Genomic DNA, 25,098 nt, shown 5'->3' with positions numbered 1-25,098 from the left:
GCGTTTTGCGTTCAAAAAACCCACTTCATGCCACTTTCCGCCACTTGCGCACACTATAGGAATGCGGCCACTGCACCGTCAAGGCGCGGATTGAAGGAAAACCCTTACAGAACTGAGATTTAGGAGCGTATTAGGAGGGGCAATGAGAATCTGGCGGATGAATTCGTTCAATAACTTGAATGAGCACTGAAGGCTGCACTCAGAAGTTAAAGTAGTTTGTTAAGAGTAAGATTTTTTCGGTATTACAAAAGAGGATATGCGATCGATTGTGCAAGGAGGGAACTGCCGTTACGAGCGCCCTGCTCAATCATTCGAACAGGGAGGGGAAAAAGGTGGAGAGTCGATCTGTAAGCCGGGTTCTGTCTTGAACAGTCATTCGTCTACGATGGCCATCACTGGACATCTTTAGCAACCTACCCGGTCCCAGCGCGGGCCACGCCTTGGGACCCTATTTGGTCTTGCTCCAAGTGGGGTTTACCTAGCCACGAACTGTTGCCAGACGTGCGGTGCGCTCTTACCGCACCTTTTCACCCTTACCGGCGCCGAAGCGCTTAGGCGGTTATTTTCTGTGGCACTTTCCGTAGGCTCACGCCTCCCAGGCATTACCTGGCACTTCGCCCTATGGAGCCCGGACTTTCCTCCCCCCCCTAATTTTCATAGAGGGCAGCGACTGTCCGATCGACTCTCCGCCGCGAAGGTTAACGGCAGAGAGCCCGAAGAACAAGCGCTAAACGCCTGAAGCCACTCCAGCACGTCGGGTTTTACTCACCCTTCTGTTTATCCAGCGCGACCTGATACAGAACATTCTTGCGCTCGCCGGTAATTTGCGCCGCCAATGCTGCGGCACGCTTGAGCGGCATTTCTTCGAGCAAAAGGTTCAGGATGCGCATGGCTTCACTGCTGACCGCGTCTTCAGTTTCAGGGACTGACCAGCCTGCCACCAATACCACGCACTCGCCGCGCTGCTGATTGCTGTCCGACTCAACGAACTCGCGAAGCTCGGCCAGGGGCAAACCCTTGAGGGTTTCGAAGGTTTTAGTGATTTCACGGGCCAGCAACGCCGGGCGTTCGCCGCCGAACACCAACTCCATGTCTTGCAGGCATTCAAGGATTCGGTGCGGTGCTTCATAGAAGATCAGCGTGCGCGGCTCTTCCTTAACCTGCTCCAGACGAGCACGCCGCCCGACGGCCTTGGCGGGCAAGAATCCTTCGAAGATAAAACGGTCCGACGGCAGACCCGCTGCCGACAATGCAGCGATCAATGCACAGGCGCCCGGAACCGGCACCACATTGATCCCCGCCGCGCGGGCCTGACGTACCAGGTGATAACCCGGATCGGAAATCAGCGGCGTGCCGGCATCGGAGATCAGCGCCACATCGTCGCCGGCCAGCAGGCGGGTAATAAAGCGGCTACCTTCATCCCGCTCGTTGTGTTCGTGGCAAGCCGCCAGCGGCGTGGGGATGCCGAAGTGCTGCATCAACCGCTGGGAATGACGCGTGTCCTCGGCGGCGATCAATGCCACCTCGCGCAAGATCTTCAGCGCGCGCGCACTGATGTCGTCCAGGTTGCCGATGGGCGTCGCCACCACATAAAGCGAGCCAGCAGCGGAATTCAAAGCACCTGGAGCAGTCAAAGCGCACACCTCATGATCGGTAAAAGCCGCCATTGTAGCGCGTAGCGATGTTTTCGATACGCGCAAGCAAGCGCGGTTTTTTCAGTCTTTTGTGCGGTGCTGCAACATTTGCACGAGCTAAATTGATCGATTCACGCCAGTAACATCGCGCCCCGGCCAGTGCTTGGGTACAATTCCACGCTAATTTGATCGAGTATCAGGAACACTACATGATCGCTTGCCTGCGGCTGTTCACTGCCCTCTGCCTTGCTGCCTTGCTGGCGGCTTGCGCCAGCTCGCCCTCCTCCAGCCTTGGCGAACTTCCACGGACCCCGGATGCCAGCATCGAGCAACTGCTCGACCAGGCTGCCAAAAGCAAAACCCCGGAACAAGCCGCGCTGCTACGCCTGAGTGCGGCAGACCTCGCTTATCGCCAGGGCAATGCCGGTCAGTCCGCGCAAATCCTTCAGCAAGTGCCAGTCGAGCAACTCAAGCCCGGCCAACAGGTGTTCGCCAGCACCCTGGCGGCTGAACTGGCCATGGTCCGTAATCAGCCGAAAGCAGCGCTGACCGCGTTGAGCCACCCGAGCCTGCAACGCTTGAGCGAACTGCCAGTCGAGCAACAGGTTCGCACCGGCACCGTGCGCGCCCGTGCTCTTGAGGCCGATGGCCAGACCCTCGCCGCTGCACGGGAACGCATTTTCATCGCGCCGATGCTGAGCGGTGAAGCGGCAGGCAAAAACCACGAAGCGATCTGGACCCTGATCGCTTCGCTGCCAACCGACCAGTTGCAGCCGACTACCAACGACGACCTCGGTGGCTGGCTCGGCCTGGCGCTGGCAGTAAAAACGGCCGGCACCCTGGAGCAGCAGCAAACCGCGATCGACAACTGGCGCACCCAGAACCCGAAACACCCGGCAGCCCTCCAGTTGCCGCTGCCACTGACCAAACTCAAGGAACTGGCCAGCCAACCCCTGAGCAAGATCGCGCTGTTGCTGCCGCAGGACGGTCCATTGGCATCCGTCGGCAAAGCGCTTCGCGAAGGTTTCATGGCCGCTCACTACCAGGCTCAACAAGCCGGCCAGAAGCCGCCAGCCATCGAGTTTTATGACAGCTCGCGCCTGACCTCCCTCGACGAGTTCTACCGCAAGGCTCAGGCTGATGGCGTGCAACTGGTCATCGGCCCGCTGGAAAAGCCGCTGGTCAAACAGCTCAGCGCACGCCCTCAACTGCCGATCACGACCCTGGCGCTGAATTACAGCGAAGGCGAACAAGGCCCGGCGCAGCTGTTCCAGTTTGGTCTGGCTGCTGAGGACGAAGCCCGCGAAGTGTCCCGTCGCGCTCGCGCCGACGGCCTGCATCGCGCCGCGATCATGGTGCCTAAAGGCGAATGGGGCGACCGCGTACTCAGAGCGTTCAGCCAGGACTGGCAAGCCAACGGCGGCAGCATTGTTGCCACCGAACGGGTTGATCAGCCGGTGCAACTGGCCCAGCAGATTGCCGACATGTTCCAGCTGCGCCAGAGCGAAGGTCGCGCCAAGAGCCTGCAAAGCACGGTTGGCTCGCAAGTAGCTGCCCAGCCGTCGCGTCGCCAGGACATCGAATTCATCTTTCTGGCCGCAACGCCTCAGCAGGCCCAGCAGATCAAACCGACCCTGAACTTCCAGTACGCGGGTGACGTGCCGGTTTACGCCACGTCCCACGTGTTCAGCGCCAGCGGTGACGTGAACCAGTACAACGACATGAACGGCATTCGCTTTTGCGAAACCCCATGGTTGCTGGATGCCAACGATCCACTGCGCAAGCAAGTGACCGCACAATGGCCACAGGCCGGCGGTAGCCTGGGTCGCCTGTATGCGATGGGCGTCGATGCCTATCGCCTGGCTCCACGCCTGGGTCAACTCAAAGCCCTGCCGGACAGCCGCATCGAAGGTCAATCGGGCAGCCTGGGCATGACTCAGAACCAACGCGTCGTGCGTCAGTTGCCGTGGGCACAGTTCGTCAGCGGCCAGGTTCAACGGCTGCCGGACACCCCGCGCTGATGCCGGACAAGTCACGCCAGCAAAGCGGTAAAGATGCCGAGCGCCATGCGCTCGAGCATCTCCAGCAACAAGGTCTGCGCCTGCTGGCGCAGAACTGGTTGTGTAAACGCGGCGAGCTTGATCTGGTCATGCTTGATGGCGATACAGTAGTATTCGTTGAAGTTCGCTACAGAAAAAACACTCAATGGGGTGGCGCGCTCGACAGCATCGATGGGCGCAAACGGCAGAAACTGATTTTTGCCGCGCAGTATTTTCTTCAGCGCGAGTCGCGTTGGGCCAATTCCCCTTGCCGTTTCGACGTGGTTGCCATCGACAGCAACCACGATCAGTTGAACTGGCTGCAGAATGCCTTCGACAGCTGATCGCGAGCGCCCCGAAACGGACACTTTCACCCAACAATTTTGCTCTTTGCTTTGCGGGCTGCACATTCATGTGCCGAGTAGCCGCGCTAATTAAGGTCACACAGATGGACATGCAATCCCGAATTCGCCAGCTTTTTCAGGCCAGTATCGACACCAAGCAAATGGCGATGGACGTACTTGCACCGCACATCGAGCAAGCCAGCCAGGTGATGGTCAACGCCCTGCTCAACGAGGGCAAAATGCTTTCCTGCGGAAACGGCGGTTCCGCCGGCGACGCCCAGCACTTTTCCTCCGAGCTGCTCAATCGTTTCGAACGCGAGCGTCCGAGCCTGCCAGCCATCGCGCTGACTACCGACAGCTCGACGATCACCTCTATCGCCAACGACTACAGCTACAACGAAATCTTCTCCAAGCAGATCCGCGCGCTCGGCCAGCCGGGCGACGTACTGCTGGCGATTTCCACCAGCGGCAACTCGGCGAACATTATTCAAGCGATACAGGCCGCACATGATCGCGAAATGATTGTCGTAGCATTGACCGGTCGTGATGGCGGTGGCATGGCCTCGCTGCTATTGCCCGAGGACGTCGAAATTCGCGTACCGGCCAACGTCACCGCACGTATTCAGGAAGTCCACCTGCTGGCGATCCATTGCCTTTGCGACTTAATCGACAGCCAACTGTTCGGGAGTGAAGAATGACCCCTAATCGCCTAGGCCTTCTGGCCTTGACCCTGTGCCTCGGCATCAGCGGCTGCACCTCGGTGGTGAATGCCAGCCGTGAAGCGCCGATCGATGATGACCGCGGCACGCGCACCCTAGGCAGCAAGATCGACGACTCTCTGATCGACACCAAGGTGGGTGTGAACATCGCCAAGGCCGATCCTGCCCTGGACAACGATTCGCACATCGTCGTCACCAGCTTCAATGGTGTCGTGCTGCTCGCCGGCCAAACCCCACGCGCAGACCTCAAGGCCAAGGCCGAACAGGCCGCCGCTGCGGTCCAGCGCGTGAAGAAGGTCCATAACGAACTGCAGGTGCTGCCACCCTCTGGCTTCCTCGCCCGCCAGAACGACACTTGGCTGACCTCCAAGATCAAGACCCAGATGCTCACCGATCCGAACATACCGGGCTCGCGCATCAAGGTTGTCACCGAGAACGGCATCGTTTATCTGCTGGGCTTGCTGACCAAACAGGAAGCGGCTCAGGCGACCAATCTGGTGCAGGGTGTTTCCGGCGTGCAGAAGATTGTGAAGTTGTTTGAGTACATCGACTGATAAACGCATGTCGGCGATGGCGTACTTGAGATCGCCATCGCCAGCAAGCTGTGCTCCTACAAGTAATAAAAAAGGCGATCCTTTCGGATCGCCTTTTTTATTACTTCACCACTTTCAAACTGGGTCGACCGCTGGGACGCGGTGGTTCACTGTCCGGTGGCGGAATATCATCATCCGGCTCGATCTCTTCCTCGTCTTCCATAGGCGATTCCAGATCGAACACCATGCCCTGACCGTTCTCCCGGGCGTAAATGCCCAGGATCGATGCGATAGGCACGTACAAGGTATGTGGCACGCCACCGAAGCGCCCTTCGAAGCTGACCGCTTCGTTGTCCATGTGCAAATGACGCACGGCGGCCGGCGATACGTTCAGGACAATCTGTCCGTCACTGGCGAAACCTTGGGGCACCTGCACCGACGGGTATTCGGAATTGACCAGCATGTGCGGGGTGCAATCGTTATCCACAATCCACTCGTAGAGCGCGCGGACCAGATAAGGTCGACTGGAGTTCATAGCGGCTCCTTAAGCCTTAGCGCATATCGCGTTCGACACCAGACAGACTCGCCTGGAAAGCCTCACGCGCAAACGAGCGCTCCATATAATCAAGCAGCGGCTTGGCTGGCCGCGGCAGTTCAATACCCAGAATCGGCAAGCGCCAGAGTATTGGCAGTAGGCAGCAATCCACCAGACTTTGTTCCTCACTGAGGAAAAACGGCTTGTCGGCGAACAGCGGCGACACGCCGGTCAGGCTTTCGCGCAGCTCTTTACGAGCGACGACACGGGCTGCTTCCTTGGTCTTCGAATCCAGGATCAGATCCACCAGACCACACCAGTCGCGCTGAATACGATGAATCAGCAGACGGCTGTTGGCACGCGCCACTGGATAAACCGGCAGTAACGGCGGATGCGGGTAACGCTCATCCAGATACTCCATCACCACGGTCGACTCCCACAACGCCAAGTCACGATCGACCAGGGTGGGCAGGCTTCCGTAAGGGTTCACTTCAATCAGTTTAGGCGGCTGGCGGCCAGCTTCCACGTAAATGATCTCGGCGCTGACACCCTTCTCTGCAAGTACGATGCGCACTCGGTGGGAATAGTGGTCGGCGGGGTCGGAGTAACAGGCCAACCGATTGGTCACGCCCATGGCGGTCCTCCTCGCTTGTTGAAATTATCGGAAGCGGAAAAACGCGCGCGCCCAGAGGGCGCCTCCCGTAACGCCTGGATCACCAGGCTCGTTACACCTTCAGAGACGCCCTTGGGCGCGCGCGATTAACAGCAATTGCTTGAAACTTTATCAGTGCACATCTTTCCAGTATTCGCGCTTGAGCAAGTAGGCGAATACGAAGAAGAACGCCAGGTACAGCAAGACGTAGGTACCGATGCGCTGATGCTGCAGCTTAACCGGGTTAGCCGAGTAAGCGAGGAAGGTTACCAGATTCTTGACCTTCTCATCGAACTGCTCTTCAGTCAGAGCACCGCTCTTCGGCACGATGGTCAGTTGATCGCACGCTTCATGAGTCAGCGCGGTACCGGTCAGCGGATCGAATTGCTTCTTGCCATCTTCGACGATCTGGACCTGCTTGCAACCGACGACCTGACGACCTTGCAATGGAGCCAGGACGTTAGGCATGCCGACGTTCGGGAAGACTGTGTTGTTCACACCCCAAGGGCGCGACGGGTCTTCGTAGAACGACTTGAGGTAACCGTAAAGCCAGTCGGTGCCCCGAACACGAGCCACCAGAGTCAGATCAGGCGGCGCAGCACCGAACCAGGTCTTGGCGTCAGCCGGCTGCATGCCGATGCTCATGTGATCGCCGATCTTGGCGCCGGTGAACACGAGCTTCGACAGCATCAGATCGTGAGGAATCCCCAGATCATCGGCCACACGCTCGTAGCGCTGGAACTTGGCGCTGTGGCAGCCCATGCAGTAGTTGGCAAACGTACGTGCGCCATCCTGCATTGCAGCCTTGTCGGAAACGTCGATGTCGACCTTTTCCAGCTCAGGAGCACCCGCTGTCGACGCGGACGAAAACACAGGCATAGCAGCAAGAATCAGTACAGCAAATAGCTTTTTCATCAGCCAGTCACCCTTTCCGGAACCGGTTTGGTCTTCTCGAGCCTGGTGTAGAACGGCATCAGAATGAAGTAGGCGAAGTACAGGAAGGTACACACCTGCGACAGCAACGTACGACCTGGAGTCGGAGCCAGAACACCCAGAATGCCGAGGATCACGAACGATACGCAGAACACCACCAGCCAGATTTTGCTTAGCCAGCCTTTGTAGCGCATCGACTTGACCGGGCTACGATCCAGCCACGGCAGGACGAACAGCACCGCAATGGCCGCGCCCATGGCGATAACGCCAAGGAGCTTGTCCGGAACCGCGCGCAAAATCGCGTAGAACGGCGTGAAGTACCAGACCGGAGCGATGTGCTCTGGGGTCTTGAAGGCGTTCGCCACTTCAAAGTTCGGCTTTTCGAGGAAGTAGCCCCCCATTTCCGGGAAGAAGAACACGATCGAGCAGAAGATGAACAGGAACACCACCACGCCGACGATATCTTTCACGGTGTAGTACGGGTGGAAAGCAATGCCGTCCAGCGGTACGCCGTTTTCGTCTTTGTGTTTCTTGATGTCCACGCCGTCCGGGTTGTTCGAGCCGACTTCGTGCAACGCCAGAACGTGCAGCACCACCAGACCGAGGATCACGATCGGCAGGGCAACAACGTGCAAGGCGAAGAAGCGGTTCAGGGTAATACCGGAAATCAGGTAGTCACCACGGATCCACTGGGTCAGGTCGTTACCGATGACCGGGATCGCACCGAACAGCGAGATGATCACCTGGGCGCCCCAGTAGGACATCTGGCCCCACGGCAGCAGGTAACCCATGAAGGCTTCCGCCATCAGCGCCAGGTAAATCAGCATGCCGAAGACCCACACCAGCTCACGTGGCTTCTGGTACGAACCGTAGAGCAAGCCACGGAACATGTGCAGATAAACCACAATGAAGAACATCGAAGCACCGACTGCGTGCAACAGACGCAGGATCGAGCCGTACTCGACGTCGCGCATGATGTATTCGACAGAGGCAAAGGCCTCTTCTGCCGAGGGGGTATAGCTCATGGTCAGCCAGACACCGGTGACGATCTGGTTGACCAGAACGAGCAGTGCGAGGGAACCAAAGAAGTAGAAGAAGTTGAAGTTCTTCGGGGCGTAGTACTTGCTGAGATGGTCTTCCCACATTTTGGTGGCGGGAAAGCGCGCATCAACCCAATCCATGAACTTGCTCATCACGCTTTCTCCGTATCGACGCCGATGACAATAATCTCATCGGTCTCATAGGAATGCGGGGGAACTGGCAGGTTCAAAGGCGCAGGTTGCGACTTGTAGACGCGGCCAGCCAGATCGTAGTGGGAACCGTGGCAAGGGCAAAAATAACCACCTACCCAATCCTTGCCCAGATCCGCAGGTGCCACTTCTGGACGGAAGGTCGGCGAGCAACCGAGGTGTGTGCAGATACCAATCAGCAGCAGAACCTCCGGCTTGATCGAACGCGTTTCCGGGTCGACATAGGTCGGTTGTGTCGAGTTCTTGGAGGTCGGGTCAGACAGCTGGCCCTCGATCTTTTTCAGATTCCCCAGGATTTCCTCGGTACGGCGGACGATGAACACCGGCTGACCGCGCCACTCAGCAATCATCTGCTGGCCTGGCTCGATTTTGCTGACATTCACTTTCACCGGTGCACCTGCGGCTTTCGCCTTGGCACTGGGAAACCATGACCCCACGAACGGGACCGCAGCCCCCACCGCTCCTGCAGCACCCACCACGGATGTGGCTGCTACCAAGAAGCGACGCCGGCCTGCATTCACGCCGTCATTGCTCATTCAGTCCTCTCCCATCAGCTTTGTGGCCTGTTAAATCAGGCATCTACTAAGTAAAACTATGTACTTATAAAAATTTTGCCGAATGGTAATGAAAAGCCCCAATCCTGACAAGGTAATTACCGAGGGGCTCCACTGCCAAGCCTTGCAGTATAGGGGCTCCACGGCTGTGGCAAGTTGTCACAGAGCAATTCTTTGATAAATCGCGCCCATAAAAAAACGCCCAGCTTCGCGAGGAAACTGGGCGTTCTTTTTGAACGCGAAAGCGAATTAACGCTTCGAGTACTGCGGACGCTTACGCGCTTTACGCAGACCGACTTTCTTACGTTCAACTTCACGAGCATCGCGAGTAACGAAGCCAGCTTTGCGCAGAGCGCCACGCAGGGTTTCGTCGTACTGCATCAGTGCGCGAGTGATACCGTGGCGGATTGCGCCAGCTTGACCACTTACACCACCGCCGATCACGGTGACGTAGATGTCGAACTTCTCGACAGTCTCAGTCAATTCCAGCGGCTGACGAACTACCATGCGGGCAGTTTCGCGGCCGAAGAAATTATCCAGCGAACGGTTGTTGATGGAGATGTTACCAGTACCCGGACGCAGGAAAACGCGTGCGGTTGCGGTCTTGCGACGGCCAGTGCCGTAATTTTGAGTCGCCGACATAATGAACTATTCCGTTAAAACTTCAGTTCTTGGGGCTGCTGAGCAGTATGAGGGTGTACAGCGCCCGCATAGACTTTCAGCTTACGATACATGTCGCGACCCAGCGGGTTCTTAGGCAGCATGCCTTTGACCGCGGTCTCGATCACGCGCTCAGGGGCTTTGGCGATCAGCTTTTCAAAGTTGATCGACTTGATGCCGCCCGGGAAACCGGAGTGGGAGTAGTAGATTTTGTCGGTGGTTTTAGCACCGGTTACACGAATCTGCTCGGCATTGATAACAACGATGTAATCGCCGGTGTCAACGTGAGGAGTGTACTCAGCTTTATGCTTGCCACGCAGACGGCTCGCGATTTCGGTGGCCAGACGACCCAGGGTCTGACCTGCAGCGTCGACGACAAACCAGTCGCGCTGTACTGTTTCCGGTTTAGCAGTAAAAGTTTTCATTCTTTATAGCCTCAGGGGCCGCCCTGTAAATTAGACGGCGGATCTTACTGAATAGTGCGTACTTTGACAAGTCAAAGGCAGCCGGATACAGACGCTTTCGGGGGCTCGGGTCGGCGCGTCCGTTCAACGGCAAGATTCTTCGGCGGCGGCGCATCACTTCCACTGCAGAAAGAGGTGCGCAATTATGCAGATTGCGAAAAATATTTCAACCTGCTTTTATGATTGTTTTGCCCAAGGAGCACCCGATGGACTATCGCCAGCTAGGCCGAACCAATCTGAACGTGAGTGCAATCTGCCTCGGAACCATGACCTGGGGCGAGCAAAACAGCGAAGCTGAGGCCTTCGCCCAGATTGAACGGGCCAAGAACGCCGGGATCAATTTCATCGATACCGCCGAGATGTACCCGGTGCCGCCGAAGGCCGAAACCTACGCCACCACCGAACGCTACATCGGCAATTACTTCAAAAGCCGCGGTGATCGCGCCGACTGGATCCTGGCCAGCAAGATCGCCGGCCCCGGCAACACCATCGACTACATCCGCGACAAAAACCTGCGCCACAACCGCCAGCACATCTCCGAAGCGGTGGATGCGAGCCTCAAGCGCCTGCAAACCGATTACATCGATCTCTATCAGTTGCACTGGCCGGAGCGCAGCACCAACTTCTTCGGTCAGTTGGGCTACAAACACAAGATCGAGGCCAACCTGACGCCGCTGGAGGACACCCTCGAAGCACTGGACGAACAGGTCAAGGCCGGCAAGATCCGCCACATCGGCCTGTCCAACGAAACGCCGTGGGGCACCATGCGTTTCCTGGCGCTGGCCGAAGCCCGTGGCTGGCCGCGCGCGGTGTCGATCCAGAACCCGTACAACCTGCTCAACCGCAGCTTCGAAGTCGGCCTGGCGGAAATCGCCATCCGCGAACAGTGCGGCCTGCTTGCCTATTCGCCGTTGGCGTTCGGCTTTCTGTCGGGCAAGTACGAAGGTGGCGCGCGTCCGCCGAAGGGTCGCCTGAGTCTTTACAGCCGCTTCAGCCGCTACTTCAATCCACAGTCGGAAGCAGCGTGCAGCCGCTATGTGGCTCTGGCCCGTGAGCACGACCTGGATCCGGCGCAAATGGCGTTGGCGTTCGTGACGCAGCAGCCGTTCGTGACCAGCAACATCATTGGCGCGACGACGCTGGAACAGCTGGACAGCAACATTGCCAGCTTCGAGCTGAAACTTTCCGATGAAGTGCTGGCGGGGATCGAGGCGATCCATAAAGATCACCCAAACCCGGCACCTTGATGGATTCATAGACCAATTCGCGAGCAAGCCCGCTCCCACAGGTTCAGCGCAATCCCTGTGGGAGCGGACTTGCTCGCGAAGGCGTCAGCCCAATTGCCGCAAAATCAGAGCGACCGCGCAATTATCTCCTTCATGATTTCATTGGTGCCGGCATAAATCCGCTGCACCCGCGCATCCGCCCACGCCCGGGCGATCGGGTATTCCCACATGAACCCGTAGCCGCCATGCAACTGCACGCACTCGTCGAGCACCCTGCATTGCAGGTCGGTGCCCCAATACTTGGCCATCGCCGCCGTCGGCACATCGAGTTTCCCTTGCAGGTGCAACTCCAGGCAGCGGTCGACGAACACCCGGCCAATCTGAATTTCAGTCGCCATTTCCGCCAGCTTGAAACGGGTGTTCTGGAAGTCGGCAATCGCCTTGCCGAACGCCTTGCGCTCGCGGGTATATTCCAACGTCCATTGCAGCGCAGCCTCAGCCGACGCCAGTCCGCCAACAGCGACAGTCAGACGCTCCTGCGGCAATTCCTGCATCAGATACGCAAACCCCATCCCGGCCTGCCCCAGCAGGTTTTCTTTCGGCACGCGAACATCCTGAAAGAACAGCTCCGACGTGTCCTGCGCCTTCATGCCGACTTTTTCCAGGCGTTTGCCCTTGGCGAAGCCAGGTGTGTCGGCCTCGACCAGAAAGAGACTGGTGCCCTTCGCGCCCGCCTTCGGATCGGTCTTGGCCACGACTATCACCAGATCCGCAAGATAGCCGTTGGTGATAAAGGTCTTTGAACCATTGATCACGTATTCGTCGCCATCGAGCACTGCGGTGGTTTTCACCCCTTGCAGGTCGGAACCGGCGCCCGGCTCGGTCATGGCAATCGCAGTGACCATCTCGCCAGACACCAGTTTTGGCAGGTATTTGTGTTTCAGCGTTTCACTGCCGTAATGCAGGATGTACGGCGCGACGATGTCGGAATGAAGGGAAAAGCCGATGCCGGTCAGGCCGATCCGACCGATCTCTTCGATGACCACCGCACTGTAGAGAAAGTCTGTACCCAACCCACCGTATTCCTCCGGCAGGTGCGAACAGAGCATTCCCGCCTCCCCCGCCTTGTTCCAGAGTTGGCGGTCGATATAGCCTTGCTTTTCCCATTGACCATGAAACGGCATGGCCTCTTTTTCAAGGAACGTTCGCACGCTGTCGCGGAAAAGTTCGTGCTCGGGACTGAACAAGGTTCTGGGAATCATGCGACACCTGTCGTTATTGTTAGAAGAAATTGACCTTCAGAGACTAAGCCGCGCATCCGATACAGGACACTGGACACATCAGACAAAAAATAAGACGATCCAGCCGTCTGGTGACCACTTTCCCCTATAAGAATAAAGTTGAATTATGTCTAACCAAGTCTCCACGCCCTTGCGGCGCGTCAGCATCCTGGCAATCGACCGGGTTTTCGCTTCCACTCTCATGCAAGCCAAGGATTTCTTCCACTTGGCCAGCTTGCGTTACGGCAAACAACTGGGCCAGGGCCTGACACCGGCGTTCGAAACGCGGCTGGTCAGCCCCGACGGTAAACCGGTGAACAGCTTCAGCGATGTGATCATGCCGGTGGACGGCGGCCTGGAAAACGCCGACGTCATCATCCTCCCGGCGTTCTGGGACGATTTCGAAACCCTTTGCCAACGTTATCCACAGGTCCTGCCGTGGCTGCGCCAGCAACATGCTCGCGGTGCAGTACTCTGCGGCGAGGCCACGGGGGTGTTCTGGCTCGCCGAAGCCGGGCTGCTCAATGGCAAGGAAGCGACCACTTACTGGCGCTTCTTCAATGCGTTTGCCGAGCGCTTCCCGAGGGTTCATCTCAATCAGGACAAGCACCTCACCGACGCCGACAACCTGTATTGCGCCGGCGGCACCACCTCGGCGTGCGATCTCTACATCTACCTGATCGAGCGCTTCTGCGGCGCCAACGTCGCCCAGGCCGTGGCCCGCGACATTCTCTATGAAGTGCAGCGCAGCTACGCGCCGGGACGGATCGGTTTCGGCGGTCAGAAAATGCATCAGGACGTGATCATTCTGCAGATACAGCACTGGCTCGAAGAACATTTCGCCGACAAGTTCCGCTTCGAAGACGTCGCGCGCGAGCACGGCATGAGCATCCGCAATTTCATGCGCCGCTTCCAGACCGCCACCGGCGACAAGCCATTGCATTACCTGCAACGCCTGCGCATCGAAACGGCAAAGGGCCTGTTGTCCGGCAGCCGTAAAAGCATCAAGACCATCAGCTATGAGGTCGGTTACGACGACGCGAGCTTCTTTGCGCGACTGTTCCGCCAGCACACGGAGTTGTCGCCAAACCAGTATCGGCAGCAGTTTCAACAAGCGGCGTAGGCCTGGATCCAGAAGGGCTTCTTGCCGCAAAACAAGACCTGCCATGCAGGTCTTTTCCCACGAAAAAAAACGAATGAAGAGTACCCGCGAGCCCAGTTTGACGGCTATACGCTGATCGCCTGAGACCTCAACATCTTCCCTGCAAACACCATCAGGGAAGATCATCAGTGACTATCGGATCAAGCTACGACTACCCTCCATACCTGCCCCGGGAAAGTGCCCCAAAAAAGCACTCGGCGAAAAGCAAGTGGGCCGCTCGTTTCCCCAACCCACCAGATTTGTGCTTCGACTATCGAGCACTTGTCGAGCAGGCAAGCGGCATCGCCAAGGCAACTGATCCACAGCACAGGATTTGTATCATCGGCGCCGGAGTCACCGGACTGACTGCGGCCAGAGAACTGTATCGCTGCGGCTTCACCCATATATCCCTAATCGAACAATCCACGCGCATCGGCGGCAGGCACCTGACCGTTGCTGGAAGCCGACACTCCACGCAAAGCCATACACCTTTTGAAATGGGCGCCATGCGCATGCCCTTCTTCAACCGGGCGGACGAGGCACCGACTGAGGGCCGGTCGCTGATGGCCTATTACACCAAGGCATTTGATCTGGCGTTTTCGGATTTCCCCAACCCCGGAAGCCAATGGGTCCGCTCGACCGGTATTTATCTTCGAGAGGGACGCATGGGCGGCGGGCCGACGCCGCACATGTTGATATGGACCAACGTCGATGGCGTGACGCCACCTCCGGGCGAAGATCTGCAAAAGGTCTACGCCAAGTGGAAAACCTTTTCCGATCGCATGACCCGGCATGTTGCACAGGTGTATGCCAGCCGGGAATGGGAAGCCATATGGGGCGCCATCGTCGAAAAATACGAGAGCGTTTCGTTCCGCGATCTGGTCCGCATGCCGGCACTGGAAGCCTTGGATGAACGCTCGCCTGGGGACTTCGGTGGCTTGGGAATGTCCGCAGAAGAATCTGCGATTTTCTATGCGATTGGCATCGGTGACGGTAGCTGGGGCGCGTTCTACGATGTCTGCAGCCTTTACCCGTTGCGCACAGCCATCTTCGGATTCAGTAGCCGGTTGCAACTGATCCACGGTCGGGTCGATGCAAAGGGCGATCCGCTGGTCTCACCCTACCTGCACAGCGAAGCTGTTTATGATTGCGCTGGACTCTGCTTCGACAGACCTCGCTACATCGGGCTCGCCGCTTTGAACGAATGCCTGATGTTCATGAAGACTGAGGAAACCGGAAAATCCGTCTACGAACACAGCCGCGAAACAAATACCGGCCTCCTGACCGACTCTTCAGTGACCGGACTCAAAAAACTGACCAATCAGAAAATCCGCGTTTATTTCAATTGGAAATGCAGCCAACCCGAGCACACCCAGGAGCACTTTGAAGACTTTGACTCAGTCATCATGACCCTTCCCTCCTGGCTGATCGAAACGCGCATCAAGCTCGAAAACTTCACCCAGGAAATGCTGCCCTTCGACACCATCAATGCCTATAAAACCGCGCACTGGGAAACCAGTTGCAAGGTCTTCGCACCGTTGAAAAAATCATTTCTTTCGGAGAATTTCAGCATCCCGCAAGCCATCGTCACCGACAGTTTTATCCATGACGTCTACACCTACCGCTACAACGATCACTACAGTTTCGACTGCATTTTGCTGAGTTACACATGGGAGGACGATGCCACCAAGCTTGCCTCCTACAGCGACAAGGAACTGGTGGCCAAGTGCGCCGAGGAACTGGATCGCATCCTCATGAACTGCACCAATATTCAGCAGAAAATCTCACCGTACATTGGTCTTGACCAAGCCGTCGTCCAACGCTGGATGACCGATAAAAATGCGCTGGGTTGTGCAAAGTTATACCGGCCGGGCACCTACTACGATGCCGTGAGCCTGATGAAGTACAACCGGGATTTCGCGCATATGTCCGGCCTTTATTTTTCCGGTGAATCATTTTCTGTCGATGCTGGTTGGACGGAGCCCTGTTTTCGGGGTGCCGTCGATGCCGTCATTCATATTTGCAACAAAACCGCCGCGACCTTCAATGGTGGTTTCTCCATGAATGACTATCCGCACTACCGACTGAAGGCCTGACACGCCCATTCCAGAGCCATGCACCCGGTGCATTGGCTCTCACCCTGTGCCTCCCCTGGAAACCGATTCAACCCTCACTCACCCCATCTTCGGAAACGGACTACAGCCGTACCGGAAGCCGCCGACTTACGCCCCTCTACCGTTTTCGACTCTTATAAACACGCAATTAAACAGCGTGAATAACAATAAAAAAGAGGTCATCGGCAATGAGCGATCCAACAAGCCCTGTTCGTGTAGCAGTCGTGCAATTCGACCCCCAGGTCGGTATCGAGAAATGTGCAAACAACCTGCGCTGTAGCCTGAAATTAGCCGAGGAAGCGGTAAACGGCGGTGCGAATCTCATCGTCCTGCCAGAGCTTTCCAATACCGGCTATTTCTTCAGCAATCGCCAGGATGCCTTTGCCCATGCGGAGTCCGTGCCCGACGGGCCGAGCGTGCAGCTCTGGCTGGACTTCGCGCGTAAACACAAGGTTTACCTTGTGGCCGGCTTGACCGAGCGCGACGGCATGCGTCTGTTCAACACCGGCGTACTGGTAGGGCCCGACGGCTTTATCGGCAAGTATCGAAAAGCTCATTTGTGGAACCTGGAAAAACTCTGGTTCACCCCCGGCGATCTGGGCTTTCCGGTATTCGATACGCCGATCGGCCGCATTGGCTTGCTGATTTGCTGGGACATCTGGTTTCCGGAAGTGCCACGAATCCTCAGCCAGCAAGGTGCAGATATCATTTGCAGCCTGAACAACTGGGTCTGGACGCCACCGCCGCTCTTTGACGAGGCCGGCAAGTGCATGGCGTCATACCTGACGATGACGGCGGCCCACGTAAACAATGTGTTTATCGCGGCGGCCAGCCGGATCGGCGAAGAACGAGGCGCGCGTTACTTGGGTTGCTCGCTGATCGCCGGCACCAATGGCTGGCCGATTGGCCCGGTGGCTTCGGCAGACAAACAGGAGATCCTGTTCGCTGACATCGACCTGACCAGTTCCCGCAGTGCGCCGATCTGGAACGACTTGAACGATCTGCATCGTGATCGTCGAGCCGATCTCTACGATCAGATGCTTGGATATACCCAACACCCTTGTCTGCCGCGCTGATAAGGGGCCATGACTGATGGAATCCACAACTGAAAAAAACCTGCCAAACCGTCTCGCCGCCAGATCATCACTGGACATCGCCATCCTCTTGCTGATTCTCGGCACGGCAGTGCTGATCCTCTGGCTGTCATTCACTCACCGTTCTACTTGGGCTGCCCATTGGCCCGACTATCGTCATCTGCTCTCGAACCTCCCCGAACCAAGTTCGTGGTTGCGCTGGGTACTGGGGGACATCAGCGAGGTTGCGTTCTACAAACACGAGTTCGCCTCCATCGGGTTGTTGGCGGGTGCCTATCTGGCCTACTGGGCGAACCGCACCGGAAAATCCTGGCAAGGCTTCGCCATCTCATACGGCAGCGGATTGTGGCCATGGCTGGTGACCAGCTCGTTGCTGGGACTGCTGCTGAGCAACCTGCTGTGGGGCTGGACGGTAACTGCCAACAGCTGGCAACCCACGTTTGCCGCATTCGTTTCCCTGCCGGCCGCGATGGTGCTGATGTTTGGTGGCGGCTGGAAGGTCACGATCAACGGCGCAATCATGGGCGCCATACTCGTTACCCCGATGTGTTTACTGATCGTCAACTACGTGTGCAACCCACTGGGTTTGCCCGTGGTGATCGGCAATGTCTCGGGCATGGCGGTTGCCAGCGTGGCGGCGTTTTTGCTGTGTCGTTACGTGCCCGGCCTGGTGAAATCCGGTCCCTGCGACAGACCGTCCGACCCAGCGCCGGAAACAGCCATTACCAAAGTGCCTGACTACGGCGTCATCTGGAGCCTTCGCCGGGTCCTGGCTGACTTTTCCGAAGCCCCGTTCTATGGCAACGAATGGGCCAGCCTCGGCCTGATACTGGGCGCGCTGCTGGCGTTCACGCTGAACCCTTTGAGTCCGGCTTACGGCTCGAACTTGTTGCCACAACTGATCGGCGCACAGGCGCTGACCTCGGCATTGGGTGTGGTGATCTGGCGCCGGCACTGGATGACGCTCGGTTGGTATCCCACCTACGTTCCGCTTGTATCCGTGGTGCCGGCGGCGATTCTGACGTACGGCGGTAGCTGGCAAGTCATCGTCATGAGCGCATTGCTGGGGGCCCTGATTGCACCGCCTCTGGCGTGCGCAATCGCGAAACGACTGCCGCCCGACATGCATGGCTTCATCGGCAATGTGCTGTCCATGGCCATCAGTACGCTGCTGATCATTCCGTTTATCGGTTTCCTGATCGCCAACTGACCCACGTCGCCATTCGGCTGCACCACTGACGGGTGCAGCCGACTTCATCACACTCAAGCGAGGTAATCACATGGACTTGCCCAAACTGGCCATCGCCGCACTTGGCGGCACCGTGAGCATGCAAGCCAGTCCTGCGGGTGGAGGTGTTATTCCGACCGTCAGTGGCGAAACCCTTCTGGCGTGCGTGCCGGAATTGACGACGCTGGCCCGGGTGACGATTGAAACCCTCGGACTGCTGCCCAGTGCCTCACTGGATTTCGAGTTTTTGCTGAGCGTACTTTCCTGGGCGAACTTCCAGATCAAGCAAGGCGCTGCGGGTGTCGTCATCATCCAGGGCACCGACACCCTGGAAGAAACCGCCACCTTTTTTGACTTCTTGTGGGCTCACGACGAACCGCTGATCCTGACAGGTGCCATGCGTTCGGCATCTCAGGCGGGGGCTGATGGCCCGGCGAACCTGATGGATGCGTGCAGGGTGGTACTGACATCAAGCAGCCGTCATCGAGGTGTCCAGGTGGCCATGAACGGACAGATTCACTCGGCGAGTGCCGTGCGCAAAACCGACTCATTGGCGTTGCAGGCGTTCTCCTCGCCCATCGTCGGGCCCGCAGGCCTGCTGGTCGAAGACAACGTTCGCTATCTACGCCCGCCGTCCCGGCGCAACGTACTGCCACTGCCGATACAGACCACGCAAAGAATTGTTCTGTTGGAAGCGTCGTTGTCTGCGGACAGTCTGTTACTGGAAAACACCCTTGCTTTGGGCTACGACGGCCTGGTAATTGCCGGTTTTGGGGCTGGACATGTGTCAGCGAGCTGGGCTGACAGGATCGAAACAATCGCCAGTAAAATTCCCGTCATCATTGCCACCAGAACCGGTTCCGGTTCCACGGCTCACTCGACGTATGGCTTCAAGGGCGGCGAGATCGATCTGGCGCGCAGAGGCGCGGTAATGGCTGGTTTTCTGTGCCCGCGCAAAGCCAGAATTTTGCTGTGGCTGCTGGTGGGCTGCCAGCGGCAGGATGACCTGGCGAGTTATATTTTATAAAATTCACACACCACAAAGGATCTTCGGCGCACAAAAAAGGCCTGCATTTGGCAGGCCCTTTTTTGTACTCAGAATTCGCCTACGGCTTATGCGCCCGCGACAGGAATTCGTGGGACTGCATTTCGAGCAAACGGCTGAGGGTGCGCTGGAATTCGAAGTTCAGGCGACCGCCGGTATAGAGATCCTTGAGCTCGACTTCAGCCGAAATGATCAGCTTCACGTTACGGTCGTAGAACTCGTCGACCATGTTGATAAAGCGCCGGGCAATGTCGTCGGTGGTGACGCTCATCTGTTCGACACCGCTGAGCAGGACGGCGTGGAAGATTTTGCCCAGTTCGATGTAATCGTTCTGGCTGCGCGGGCCGTCGCACAGTTCGCGGAAGTCGAACCAGGCCACATCATCACAGGTGCGCAACGCGCGAATTTCGCGGTTTTCGATCATCAGCACATCGTTCTCGATGGCTGCCGTGCACTCCGGCGTCAGCGCGCGGAAGCTTTTGCGCAGGCTTTCGTGGGACGCTTCGTCGAGCGGGAAGTGGAACAGCTCCGCTTGTTCGAGGTGACGCAGACGATAATCGACGCCGCTGTCGACGTTGACGATCTCGGTGTTCTGCTTGATTAGGGCGATGGCCGGCAGAAAACGCGCACGTTGCAGGCCGTCCTTGTACAGGCCGTCCGGCACGATGTTCGAGGTGGCGACCAGGGTCACGCCATTCTTGAACAGCTCTTCCATCAACGTGCCGAGGATCATCGCGTCGGTAATGTCGGAGACGAAGAACTCATCGAAACAGATCACCCGCGACTCGTCGGAGAAACGCTTGGCGATGATTGTCAGCGGGTTTTTCTCGCCGCCGAGGGTTTTCATTTCTTCGTGCACGCGCTTCATGAAGCGGTGAAAGTGAGTGCGGGTCTTTTCCTTGAACGGCAGCGCTTCGAAGAAGGTGTCGACCAGATAAGTCTTGCCGCGACCTACGCCACCCCAGAAGTACAGACCCTTTACCGGCGCTTGCTCTTTCTTGCCAAACAGCTTGCCGAGCAGGCCCGGTTTGTTCTGCGAGGCTGCAACCAGATCGTCGTACAGTCGCTGCAAATGGCGCACGGCGGTTTCCTGCGCGGCGTCATGGAAGAATTCCGGGCGTTTCAGATCAGCTTGATATCGTTCTAGGGGCGTCATAATTCGTTAGCAAGGCAACAAAAACGGGCCGTCACTGTAGCGACGGCCCGTGGGAATGGCAATCGGCCCTTGGTCGGGCCGAGCCGTTGATTATTCCTGAACCGGCGTCAGCGCAACCCGCAAGGAGTCGATCGCGAAGTCGCGAGCAGCACTGTCGCCGAAGGCCGGGCTATCGGCAACACACTCGCCTTCCAGCCAGACGCTGAAGCTCAGGGCTTCGCTGCGCACGTCCAATGGCTGGCCCGCTTGCAGTTGCTTGGTCACCTGCCCGGCGGTTTTACCGTCGGCGAAATTGCGCGACAGCAGCAATTGCTCGCCATCGGCCGCCAGCAGACGGAAACGGAAACTGCCGTCGTCCTCGCGGAAGCTGACAAAACGCGCAGCTTTTGCGGCTTTCTTCTTGATGGTCGCCGCGACTTGAGTCTGGGCCACGAAAGAACGCAGGCCCACCGCTTCACGCAATTCGTTGAGAAACGGCGTCGCCACGGCACGCGCCTTTTTAGCGCCGATTTGCAGGATGTCTTCCAGATCAGCCGGGCGCTCAATCAGTTGGAGGTAACGCTCGCGGGATTCGCCCAACTCGCTGTCGAGCAGTTGAAACAGTCGGTTCTTCGCCTCGCCCCACCCCAGGCCCTGCAACAGTTCGCTACGGAACTCGTCGGACTGCGCCGGGGTGGCGAAGGCCTGGAACAGGGTGAACAGGTGCGAATTGTCCGGATCTTTGGCTTCGCCCGGCGCACGGGAGTCGGTGACGATCCGCGAGATGGCGTCTTTCATCTCTTTGGCGCTGCTGAACAACGGAATGGTGTTGTCGTAGCTTTTCGACATCTTGCGACCGTCGAGGCCTGGCAGCGTCGCGACGCTTTCTTCGATCAGCGCCTCGGGCATGGTGAAGAATTCTTTGCCTTGGCCAAACAGGTGGTTGAAGCGCTGGCCGATGTCGCGGGCCATTTCCACGTGCTGGATCTGGTCACGACCGACCGGGACCTTGTGCGCGTTGAACATCAGAATGTCCGCCGCCATCAGCACCGGGTAGCTGTACAGGCCCATGGTGATGCCAGCATCCGGGTCTTCGCCGGTTTCGACGTTCTTGTCCACCGAGGCCTTGTAGGCGTGGGCGCGGTTGAGCAGGCCCTTGGCGGCAACGCAGGTCAGCAGCCAGGTCAGCTCGGGAATTTCCGGAATGTCGGACTGGCGATAGAACGTCACGCGGTCCACATCCAGACCACCGGCCAGCCAGGTCGCGGCGATTTCCAGACGCGAGCGCTGGATGCGCAGCGGGTCATCGCATTTGATCAGGGCGTGGTAGTCGGCCAGAAAGTAGAACGAATCGGCATTGCTGTCCCGGCTGGCCAGGATCGCCGGGCGGATGGCGCCGGCGTAATTGCCAAGGTGCGGCGTGCCGGTGGTGGTGATGCCGGTGAGAATACGGGTACGAGTCGTCATGGGTAATCGCTTGTCAGACTGCAATCAATTCGAAAGACGCGGCAGGATCAGATCCTTGAGATCGGTCAGCTTGCCATGAAAAAAGTGTCCGCATTCTGCCACTTTCAGCAGCTCATGGGGGCGCTCGAGTTTCGAAGACCAGTCGTAGACGGCTTGCGGATCGATGACCTCGTCGGTTTCCGGCTGAATCAGGGTCAGCTCGCCTTGATGTGGCAGTTGATCCTGATCGCCCAGGCGCATGACTGCAGGCGCGACCATGAACAAATGCTTGAGCTGCTCGCCCTTGGCTTCAAGACGCCCGCCGAGACTTGCTGCAACAAAACCACCGAACGAGAAACCGAACAGGGTCAATGGCAATTCCGGATGTCTGGCCCGCAGCCATTCGGCGACGGCCTGCGCATCGTCGACTTCGCCGGTGCCCATGTCGTGAGTGCCTTCGCTGGCACCAACGCCACGGTAATTGAAACGCAAGGTGATCAAACCGGCGTCGCGCGCGGTGCGTTGCAGGGTCGAGACGACTTTGTTGAGCATGGTGCCGCCCTGCACCGGGTTCGGATGGCAGATCAACGCGATGCCGCGAGGCACTTCGTTATCCAGATACAGTGCTTCCAGTTGACCGACCGGGCCATCAATGACTACAGGGGTTTCGCGCATTAGCAAGGAAGGAACTCCGTGACCTCGAATCGGGTCGACTCGTCTAGCAAATTGTCTGTGCGAGTGTATTGCGAGCGAATCGCGGTATACAGCGCAGGTTCGAGCCGTTAACGTAAAGCAAAGCCGTTTATAGAGGAAGGACTCGTGGAACACTCGCTCTTAGTTTGGTTGTTGCCGACTCTTGCCCTGGTTGTGGGTGTCGCCATTGGATTCCTGATTGCTCGTCTGGTGCCGAACGCCGCGCCGAGCAGCACACAACGTCAGCTGGATGACATTCAGGAACGTTTCGACAGTTATCAGAACGAGGTGGTTACTCACTTCAACAGCACTGCAACCCTGGTCAAGAAACTGACTCAGAGCTATCAGGAAGTGCAGGATCATCTCGCCGAGGGTGCCAACCGTCTGGCCTTGGACGAGCAGACCCGCCAACGACTGCTGGCCTCGCTGCACGCCGACACGGCAGCGGCCCCACGGGAACGCCTGACGCCACCGCGCAATCAGGAACCGCCTCGCGATTACGCCCCAAAAGCCCCGAATGCGCCGGGCATGCTCGATGAGCACTATGGCCTGAAGAAGTAATCAGGTTTCGCGCGACACAAAAAGCCCTCGACAGTGATTGTTCGGGGGCTTTTTTTGTCGCTGATTGGTTGGGTGTCTGTTCTGGCCCCATCGCGAGCAAGCTCGCTCCCACAGTGTTCTGTGTCGATCACAAGATAGAGTTCATACACAAATCCCTGTGGGAGCGAGCTTGCTCGCGATGAGGCCCGAACTGTAGTCACAAAAAACCCGCCCGATCTGTTGAGGATCGGGCGGGCTTTTTTACGCCTGGGGTTCAATCAGACGATCAAGGATACTGCTGAACCGTACCCTGCTGCTGACCACCATACTGCTGTCCCGGGATCGCCTTGAGGTTGACCTCGACCCGACGATTCTGCGCCCGGCCATTGACGTCACCGTTGCTGGCAACCGGGCTATCCGGACCGGCACCGCGCGCCGACAGGTTGGCACCGCTCACACCCTGGGATGTCAGGTAAGTCGCCACGCTCTGAGCGCGACGCTGGGACAGGTCCATGTTGTGCTGACGACTGCCGGTGCTGTCGGTGTAGCCGACAATCTCGATCTGGTTCTGGCTGAACTCCTTGAGCGAGCCTGCCAGGTTGTTCAGCGGTTGATAGAAACTTGAAGCGATATTCGCCGAATCGGTGGCAAACGTGATGTTGCCCGGCATGATCAACTTGATCTGATCGCCTTGGCGCTGCACCTCGACGCCGGTATTGGCCATGCTGGCGCGCAGTTTTTTCTCTTGCTGGTCGGCGTAGTAACCGTAACCGGCAGCGGAAGCCCCCACCACAGCCGCGCCGATCAGCGCACCCTTGCCCCGGTTATCGTGGCCGATAGCGGCACCTGCAAGGGCGCCGGCCAGTGCGCCAAGGCCACCGTACTTCGCGGTTTTGCTCATGCCCTCGGAACCACTGTCGGCCTGACCCTGGTTGTCGTAAGGGTTAGGCGAGGCGCAGCCAGACAGCAAGGCGACAGCCGTAGCGACAATAATCAAACGCTGCTTGGTGAACATGAAGAGCTCCTACTTTTATTGCATTCTGTGGTGCAACGGAACAAGGCATCGGCCTTAGCGGGCGTTGGATCATTCCGGGCGACGAAAATTCCATCGACAACCGTTTTAAGCCCGCACAAAAGGGTTGTCGCGCATCTCATCGCCCAGACGCGTATCCGGACCATGCCCGGTCACCACTGTCGCGTCTTCATCAAGGGTGTACAGGCGCTGCTTGATCGAACGCACGATGGTCGCCTGATCGCCACCCCACAAATCCGTGCGCCCCACCCCGCGACGAAACAGCGTGTCACCGGCGATCAGCAGCTTGGCCTCTGAAAACCAAAAGCTCATGGAGCCCGGTGTATGACCTGGAGTGTGCAATGCCACGCCGCAGCCACAGTCCAATTCTTCATCATCGGCCAACCAGCGATCAGGGGATGGAACCGGGGTATAAGGCACACCAAACATCTGGCATTGCATCTCCAGATTGTCCCAGAGAAACTGATCTTCCTTGTGCAGGTGCAAGGTTGCGCCGGTTTTTTCCTTCAACTGACCCGAGGCCAGGAAATGATCCAGGTGCGCGTGAGTGTGAATGATGCTGACGACCTTCAGGCCCAAGGCATCGAGCCGAGCGAGGATCAGCTCGTGATTGCCGCCCGGATCGACCACGATGGCCTTTTTCGTGACGGGATCGCCGATGATCGTGCAGTTGCACTGCAAAGGGCCGACGGGGAAGGTTTCGCGGATGAGGGTCGGTTTCTGGGACATCGGGGCACGCTCGATAAACAGGGACGGCGTATTTTCGCACACATTGGGATCCCGCCCTTTACCGCCATGTGTTTCGA

25 protein-coding genes and 1 other RNA gene are annotated in these 25,098 nt (G+C 57.9%); 11 read left to right on the top strand and 15 right to left on the bottom strand.

The features are described 5' to 3' along the window. Positions 1-332: 332 nt before the first annotated feature. Positions 333-686: RNase P RNA component class A (gene rnpB, locus ACYZT9_RS05770), an RNA gene on the bottom strand. Positions 687-761: 75 nt separating this feature from the next. After that, positions 762-1,667: a 16S rRNA (cytidine(1402)-2'-O)-methyltransferase gene (rsmI, locus tag ACYZT9_RS05765; RefSeq protein WP_462008947.1), complete on the bottom strand. Its 906-nt coding sequence runs from the start codon at positions 1,665-1,667 to the stop codon at positions 762-764. Positions 1,668-1,843: 176 nt separating this feature from the next. Between rsmI and ACYZT9_RS05760 the strand changes: the two genes are divergently transcribed. The 4 genes from ACYZT9_RS05760 to ACYZT9_RS05745 all read left to right on the top strand — a co-directional run bounded on the left by ACYZT9_RS05760 (position 1,844) and on the right by ACYZT9_RS05745 (position 5,290). Next, positions 1,844-3,655, top strand: coding sequence for a penicillin-binding protein activator (locus tag ACYZT9_RS05760; RefSeq protein WP_462008946.1), 1,812 nt, complete (start codon positions 1,844-1,846; stop codon positions 3,653-3,655). Next, on the top strand, positions 3,655-4,017 hold the full coding sequence (locus ACYZT9_RS05755; protein ID WP_462008945.1) for a YraN family protein: 363 nt from the start codon (positions 3,655-3,657) through the stop codon (positions 4,015-4,017). The genes ACYZT9_RS05760 and ACYZT9_RS05755 overlap by 1 nt, the downstream gene beginning before the upstream one ends. Before the next feature lie 104 nt (positions 4,018-4,121). Continuing rightward, the gene (locus ACYZT9_RS05750) at positions 4,122-4,715 is read left to right on the top strand and encodes a phosphoheptose isomerase (RefSeq protein WP_008025961.1); all 594 of its coding nucleotides are present in this window, start codon (positions 4,122-4,124) and stop codon (positions 4,713-4,715) included. After that, positions 4,712-5,290 carry a BON domain-containing protein gene (locus tag ACYZT9_RS05745; RefSeq protein ID WP_462008944.1) on the top strand — a complete coding sequence of 193 codons (579 nt, stop codon included), beginning with the start codon at positions 4,712-4,714 and terminating at the stop codon, positions 5,288-5,290. The genes ACYZT9_RS05750 and ACYZT9_RS05745 overlap by 4 nt, the downstream gene beginning before the upstream one ends. A 100-nt stretch (positions 5,291-5,390) precedes the next feature. Here ACYZT9_RS05745 and ACYZT9_RS05740 read toward each other — a convergent pair whose 3' ends face one another. The 7 genes from ACYZT9_RS05740 to rplM form a co-directional block, all read right to left on the bottom strand. Further along, positions 5,391-5,804, bottom strand: a complete 414-nt coding sequence (locus ACYZT9_RS05740; protein WP_008155980.1) for a ClpXP protease specificity-enhancing factor — start codon at positions 5,802-5,804, stop codon at positions 5,391-5,393. A gap of 16 nt (positions 5,805-5,820) precedes the next feature. After that, positions 5,821-6,438, bottom strand: coding sequence for a glutathione S-transferase N-terminal domain-containing protein (locus ACYZT9_RS05735; RefSeq protein WP_027922678.1), 618 nt, complete (start codon positions 6,436-6,438; stop codon positions 5,821-5,823). Positions 6,439-6,588: 150 nt separating this feature from the next. Next, positions 6,589-7,371, bottom strand: a complete 783-nt coding sequence (locus tag ACYZT9_RS05730) for a cytochrome c1 (RefSeq protein WP_462008943.1) — start codon at positions 7,369-7,371, stop codon at positions 6,589-6,591. Continuing rightward, positions 7,371-8,582, bottom strand: a complete 1,212-nt coding sequence (locus ACYZT9_RS05725) for a cytochrome b (protein ID WP_138964339.1) — start codon at positions 8,580-8,582, stop codon at positions 7,371-7,373. Before ACYZT9_RS05725 ends, ACYZT9_RS05730 begins: the two co-directional genes overlap by 1 nt. Continuing rightward, positions 8,582-9,175, bottom strand: coding sequence for a ubiquinol-cytochrome c reductase iron-sulfur subunit (petA, locus tag ACYZT9_RS05720; protein ID WP_150633468.1), 594 nt, complete (start codon positions 9,173-9,175; stop codon positions 8,582-8,584). Before petA ends, ACYZT9_RS05725 begins: the two co-directional genes overlap by 1 nt. A gap of 267 nt (positions 9,176-9,442) precedes the next feature. Beyond that, positions 9,443-9,835: a 30S ribosomal protein S9 gene (gene rpsI / locus ACYZT9_RS05715; RefSeq protein WP_002555064.1), complete on the bottom strand. Its 393-nt coding sequence runs from the start codon at positions 9,833-9,835 to the stop codon at positions 9,443-9,445. A 14-nt stretch (positions 9,836-9,849) separates the two neighbouring features. Next, positions 9,850-10,278 (bottom strand): 50S ribosomal protein L13, encoded by a 429-nt coding sequence (gene rplM / locus ACYZT9_RS05710; RefSeq protein WP_007905295.1) that lies wholly within the window; start codon positions 10,276-10,278, stop codon positions 9,850-9,852. Positions 10,279-10,523: 245 nt separating this feature from the next. On the opposite strand from rplM, the gene ACYZT9_RS05705 reads away from it, so the two are divergent. Continuing rightward, the gene (locus ACYZT9_RS05705; protein WP_462008942.1) at positions 10,524-11,564 is read left to right on the top strand and encodes an NADP(H)-dependent aldo-keto reductase; all 1,041 of its coding nucleotides are present in this window, start codon (positions 10,524-10,526) and stop codon (positions 11,562-11,564) included. A 104-nt stretch (positions 11,565-11,668) separates the two neighbouring features. Here ACYZT9_RS05705 and ACYZT9_RS05700 read toward each other — a convergent pair whose 3' ends face one another. After that, complete coding sequence (locus ACYZT9_RS05700) at positions 11,669-12,805, bottom strand: acyl-CoA dehydrogenase family protein (RefSeq protein WP_462008941.1); 1,137 nt, start codon at positions 12,803-12,805, stop codon at positions 11,669-11,671. 244 nt (positions 12,806-13,049) lie between these two features. Here ACYZT9_RS05700 and ACYZT9_RS05695 point away from each other — a divergent pair, with 244 nt between their 5' ends. From ACYZT9_RS05695 to ACYZT9_RS05675, 5 genes are all read left to right on the top strand, one after another. Then, the gene (locus tag ACYZT9_RS05695) at positions 13,050-13,946 is read left to right on the top strand and encodes a GlxA family transcriptional regulator (RefSeq protein ID WP_462010159.1); all 897 of its coding nucleotides are present in this window, start codon (positions 13,050-13,052) and stop codon (positions 13,944-13,946) included. Between the two features lie 167 nt (positions 13,947-14,113). After that, positions 14,114-16,060 carry a flavin monoamine oxidase family protein gene (locus tag ACYZT9_RS05690; RefSeq protein WP_462008940.1) on the top strand — a complete coding sequence of 649 codons (1,947 nt, stop codon included), beginning with the start codon at positions 14,114-14,116 and terminating at the stop codon, positions 16,058-16,060. Between the two features lie 206 nt (positions 16,061-16,266). Further along, positions 16,267-17,154 carry a nitrilase family protein gene (locus ACYZT9_RS05685; protein ID WP_462008939.1) on the top strand — a complete coding sequence of 296 codons (888 nt, stop codon included), beginning with the start codon at positions 16,267-16,269 and terminating at the stop codon, positions 17,152-17,154. Positions 17,155-17,170: 16 nt separating this feature from the next. After that, the gene (locus tag ACYZT9_RS05680) at positions 17,171-18,382 is read left to right on the top strand and encodes a hypothetical protein (RefSeq protein ID WP_462008938.1); all 1,212 of its coding nucleotides are present in this window, start codon (positions 17,171-17,173) and stop codon (positions 18,380-18,382) included. Positions 18,383-18,452: 70 nt separating this feature from the next. After that, a complete protein-coding gene (locus tag ACYZT9_RS05675; RefSeq protein WP_462008937.1) occupies positions 18,453-19,427 on the top strand; it encodes an asparaginase in 975 nt (324 codons plus the stop codon). Positions 19,428-19,506: 79 nt separating this feature from the next. Here the strand turns inward: ACYZT9_RS05675 and zapE are convergent, their stop codons facing one another. The 3 genes from zapE to ACYZT9_RS05660 form a co-directional block, all read right to left on the bottom strand. After that, positions 19,507-20,601, bottom strand: coding sequence for a cell division protein ZapE (gene zapE / locus ACYZT9_RS05670; RefSeq protein WP_084320460.1), 1,095 nt, complete (start codon positions 20,599-20,601; stop codon positions 19,507-19,509). A 90-nt stretch (positions 20,602-20,691) separates the two neighbouring features. Further along, positions 20,692-22,047 (bottom strand): tryptophan--tRNA ligase, encoded by a 1,356-nt coding sequence (locus ACYZT9_RS05665; protein ID WP_462008936.1) that lies wholly within the window; start codon positions 22,045-22,047, stop codon positions 20,692-20,694. A 24-nt stretch (positions 22,048-22,071) separates the two neighbouring features. Further along, entirely contained in the window at positions 22,072-22,701 is a 630-nt protein-coding gene (locus ACYZT9_RS05660) for an alpha/beta hydrolase (RefSeq protein WP_462008935.1), read from the bottom strand. A gap of 144 nt (positions 22,702-22,845) precedes the next feature. On the opposite strand from ACYZT9_RS05660, the gene ACYZT9_RS05655 reads away from it, so the two are divergent. Next, complete coding sequence (locus ACYZT9_RS05655) at positions 22,846-23,280, top strand: Z-ring associated ZapG family protein (RefSeq protein WP_462008934.1); 435 nt, start codon at positions 22,846-22,848, stop codon at positions 23,278-23,280. A 265-nt stretch (positions 23,281-23,545) separates the two neighbouring features. Here ACYZT9_RS05655 and ACYZT9_RS05650 read toward each other — a convergent pair whose 3' ends face one another. Both ACYZT9_RS05650 and ACYZT9_RS05645 read right to left on the bottom strand, forming a co-directional pair. Continuing rightward, complete coding sequence (locus ACYZT9_RS05650; protein WP_462008933.1) at positions 23,546-24,274, bottom strand: OmpA family protein; 729 nt, start codon at positions 24,272-24,274, stop codon at positions 23,546-23,548. A gap of 105 nt (positions 24,275-24,379) precedes the next feature. Next, positions 24,380-25,021: an MBL fold metallo-hydrolase gene (locus ACYZT9_RS05645; protein ID WP_462008932.1), complete on the bottom strand. Its 642-nt coding sequence runs from the start codon at positions 25,019-25,021 to the stop codon at positions 24,380-24,382. Positions 25,022-25,098 lie beyond the last annotated feature (77 nt).

Source organism: Pseudomonas sp. ZT5P21 (genome assembly GCF_054897785.1).
Note: the sequence above shows the minus strand (reverse complement) of the source record. Positions and strands in the feature narration are given on the sequence as shown.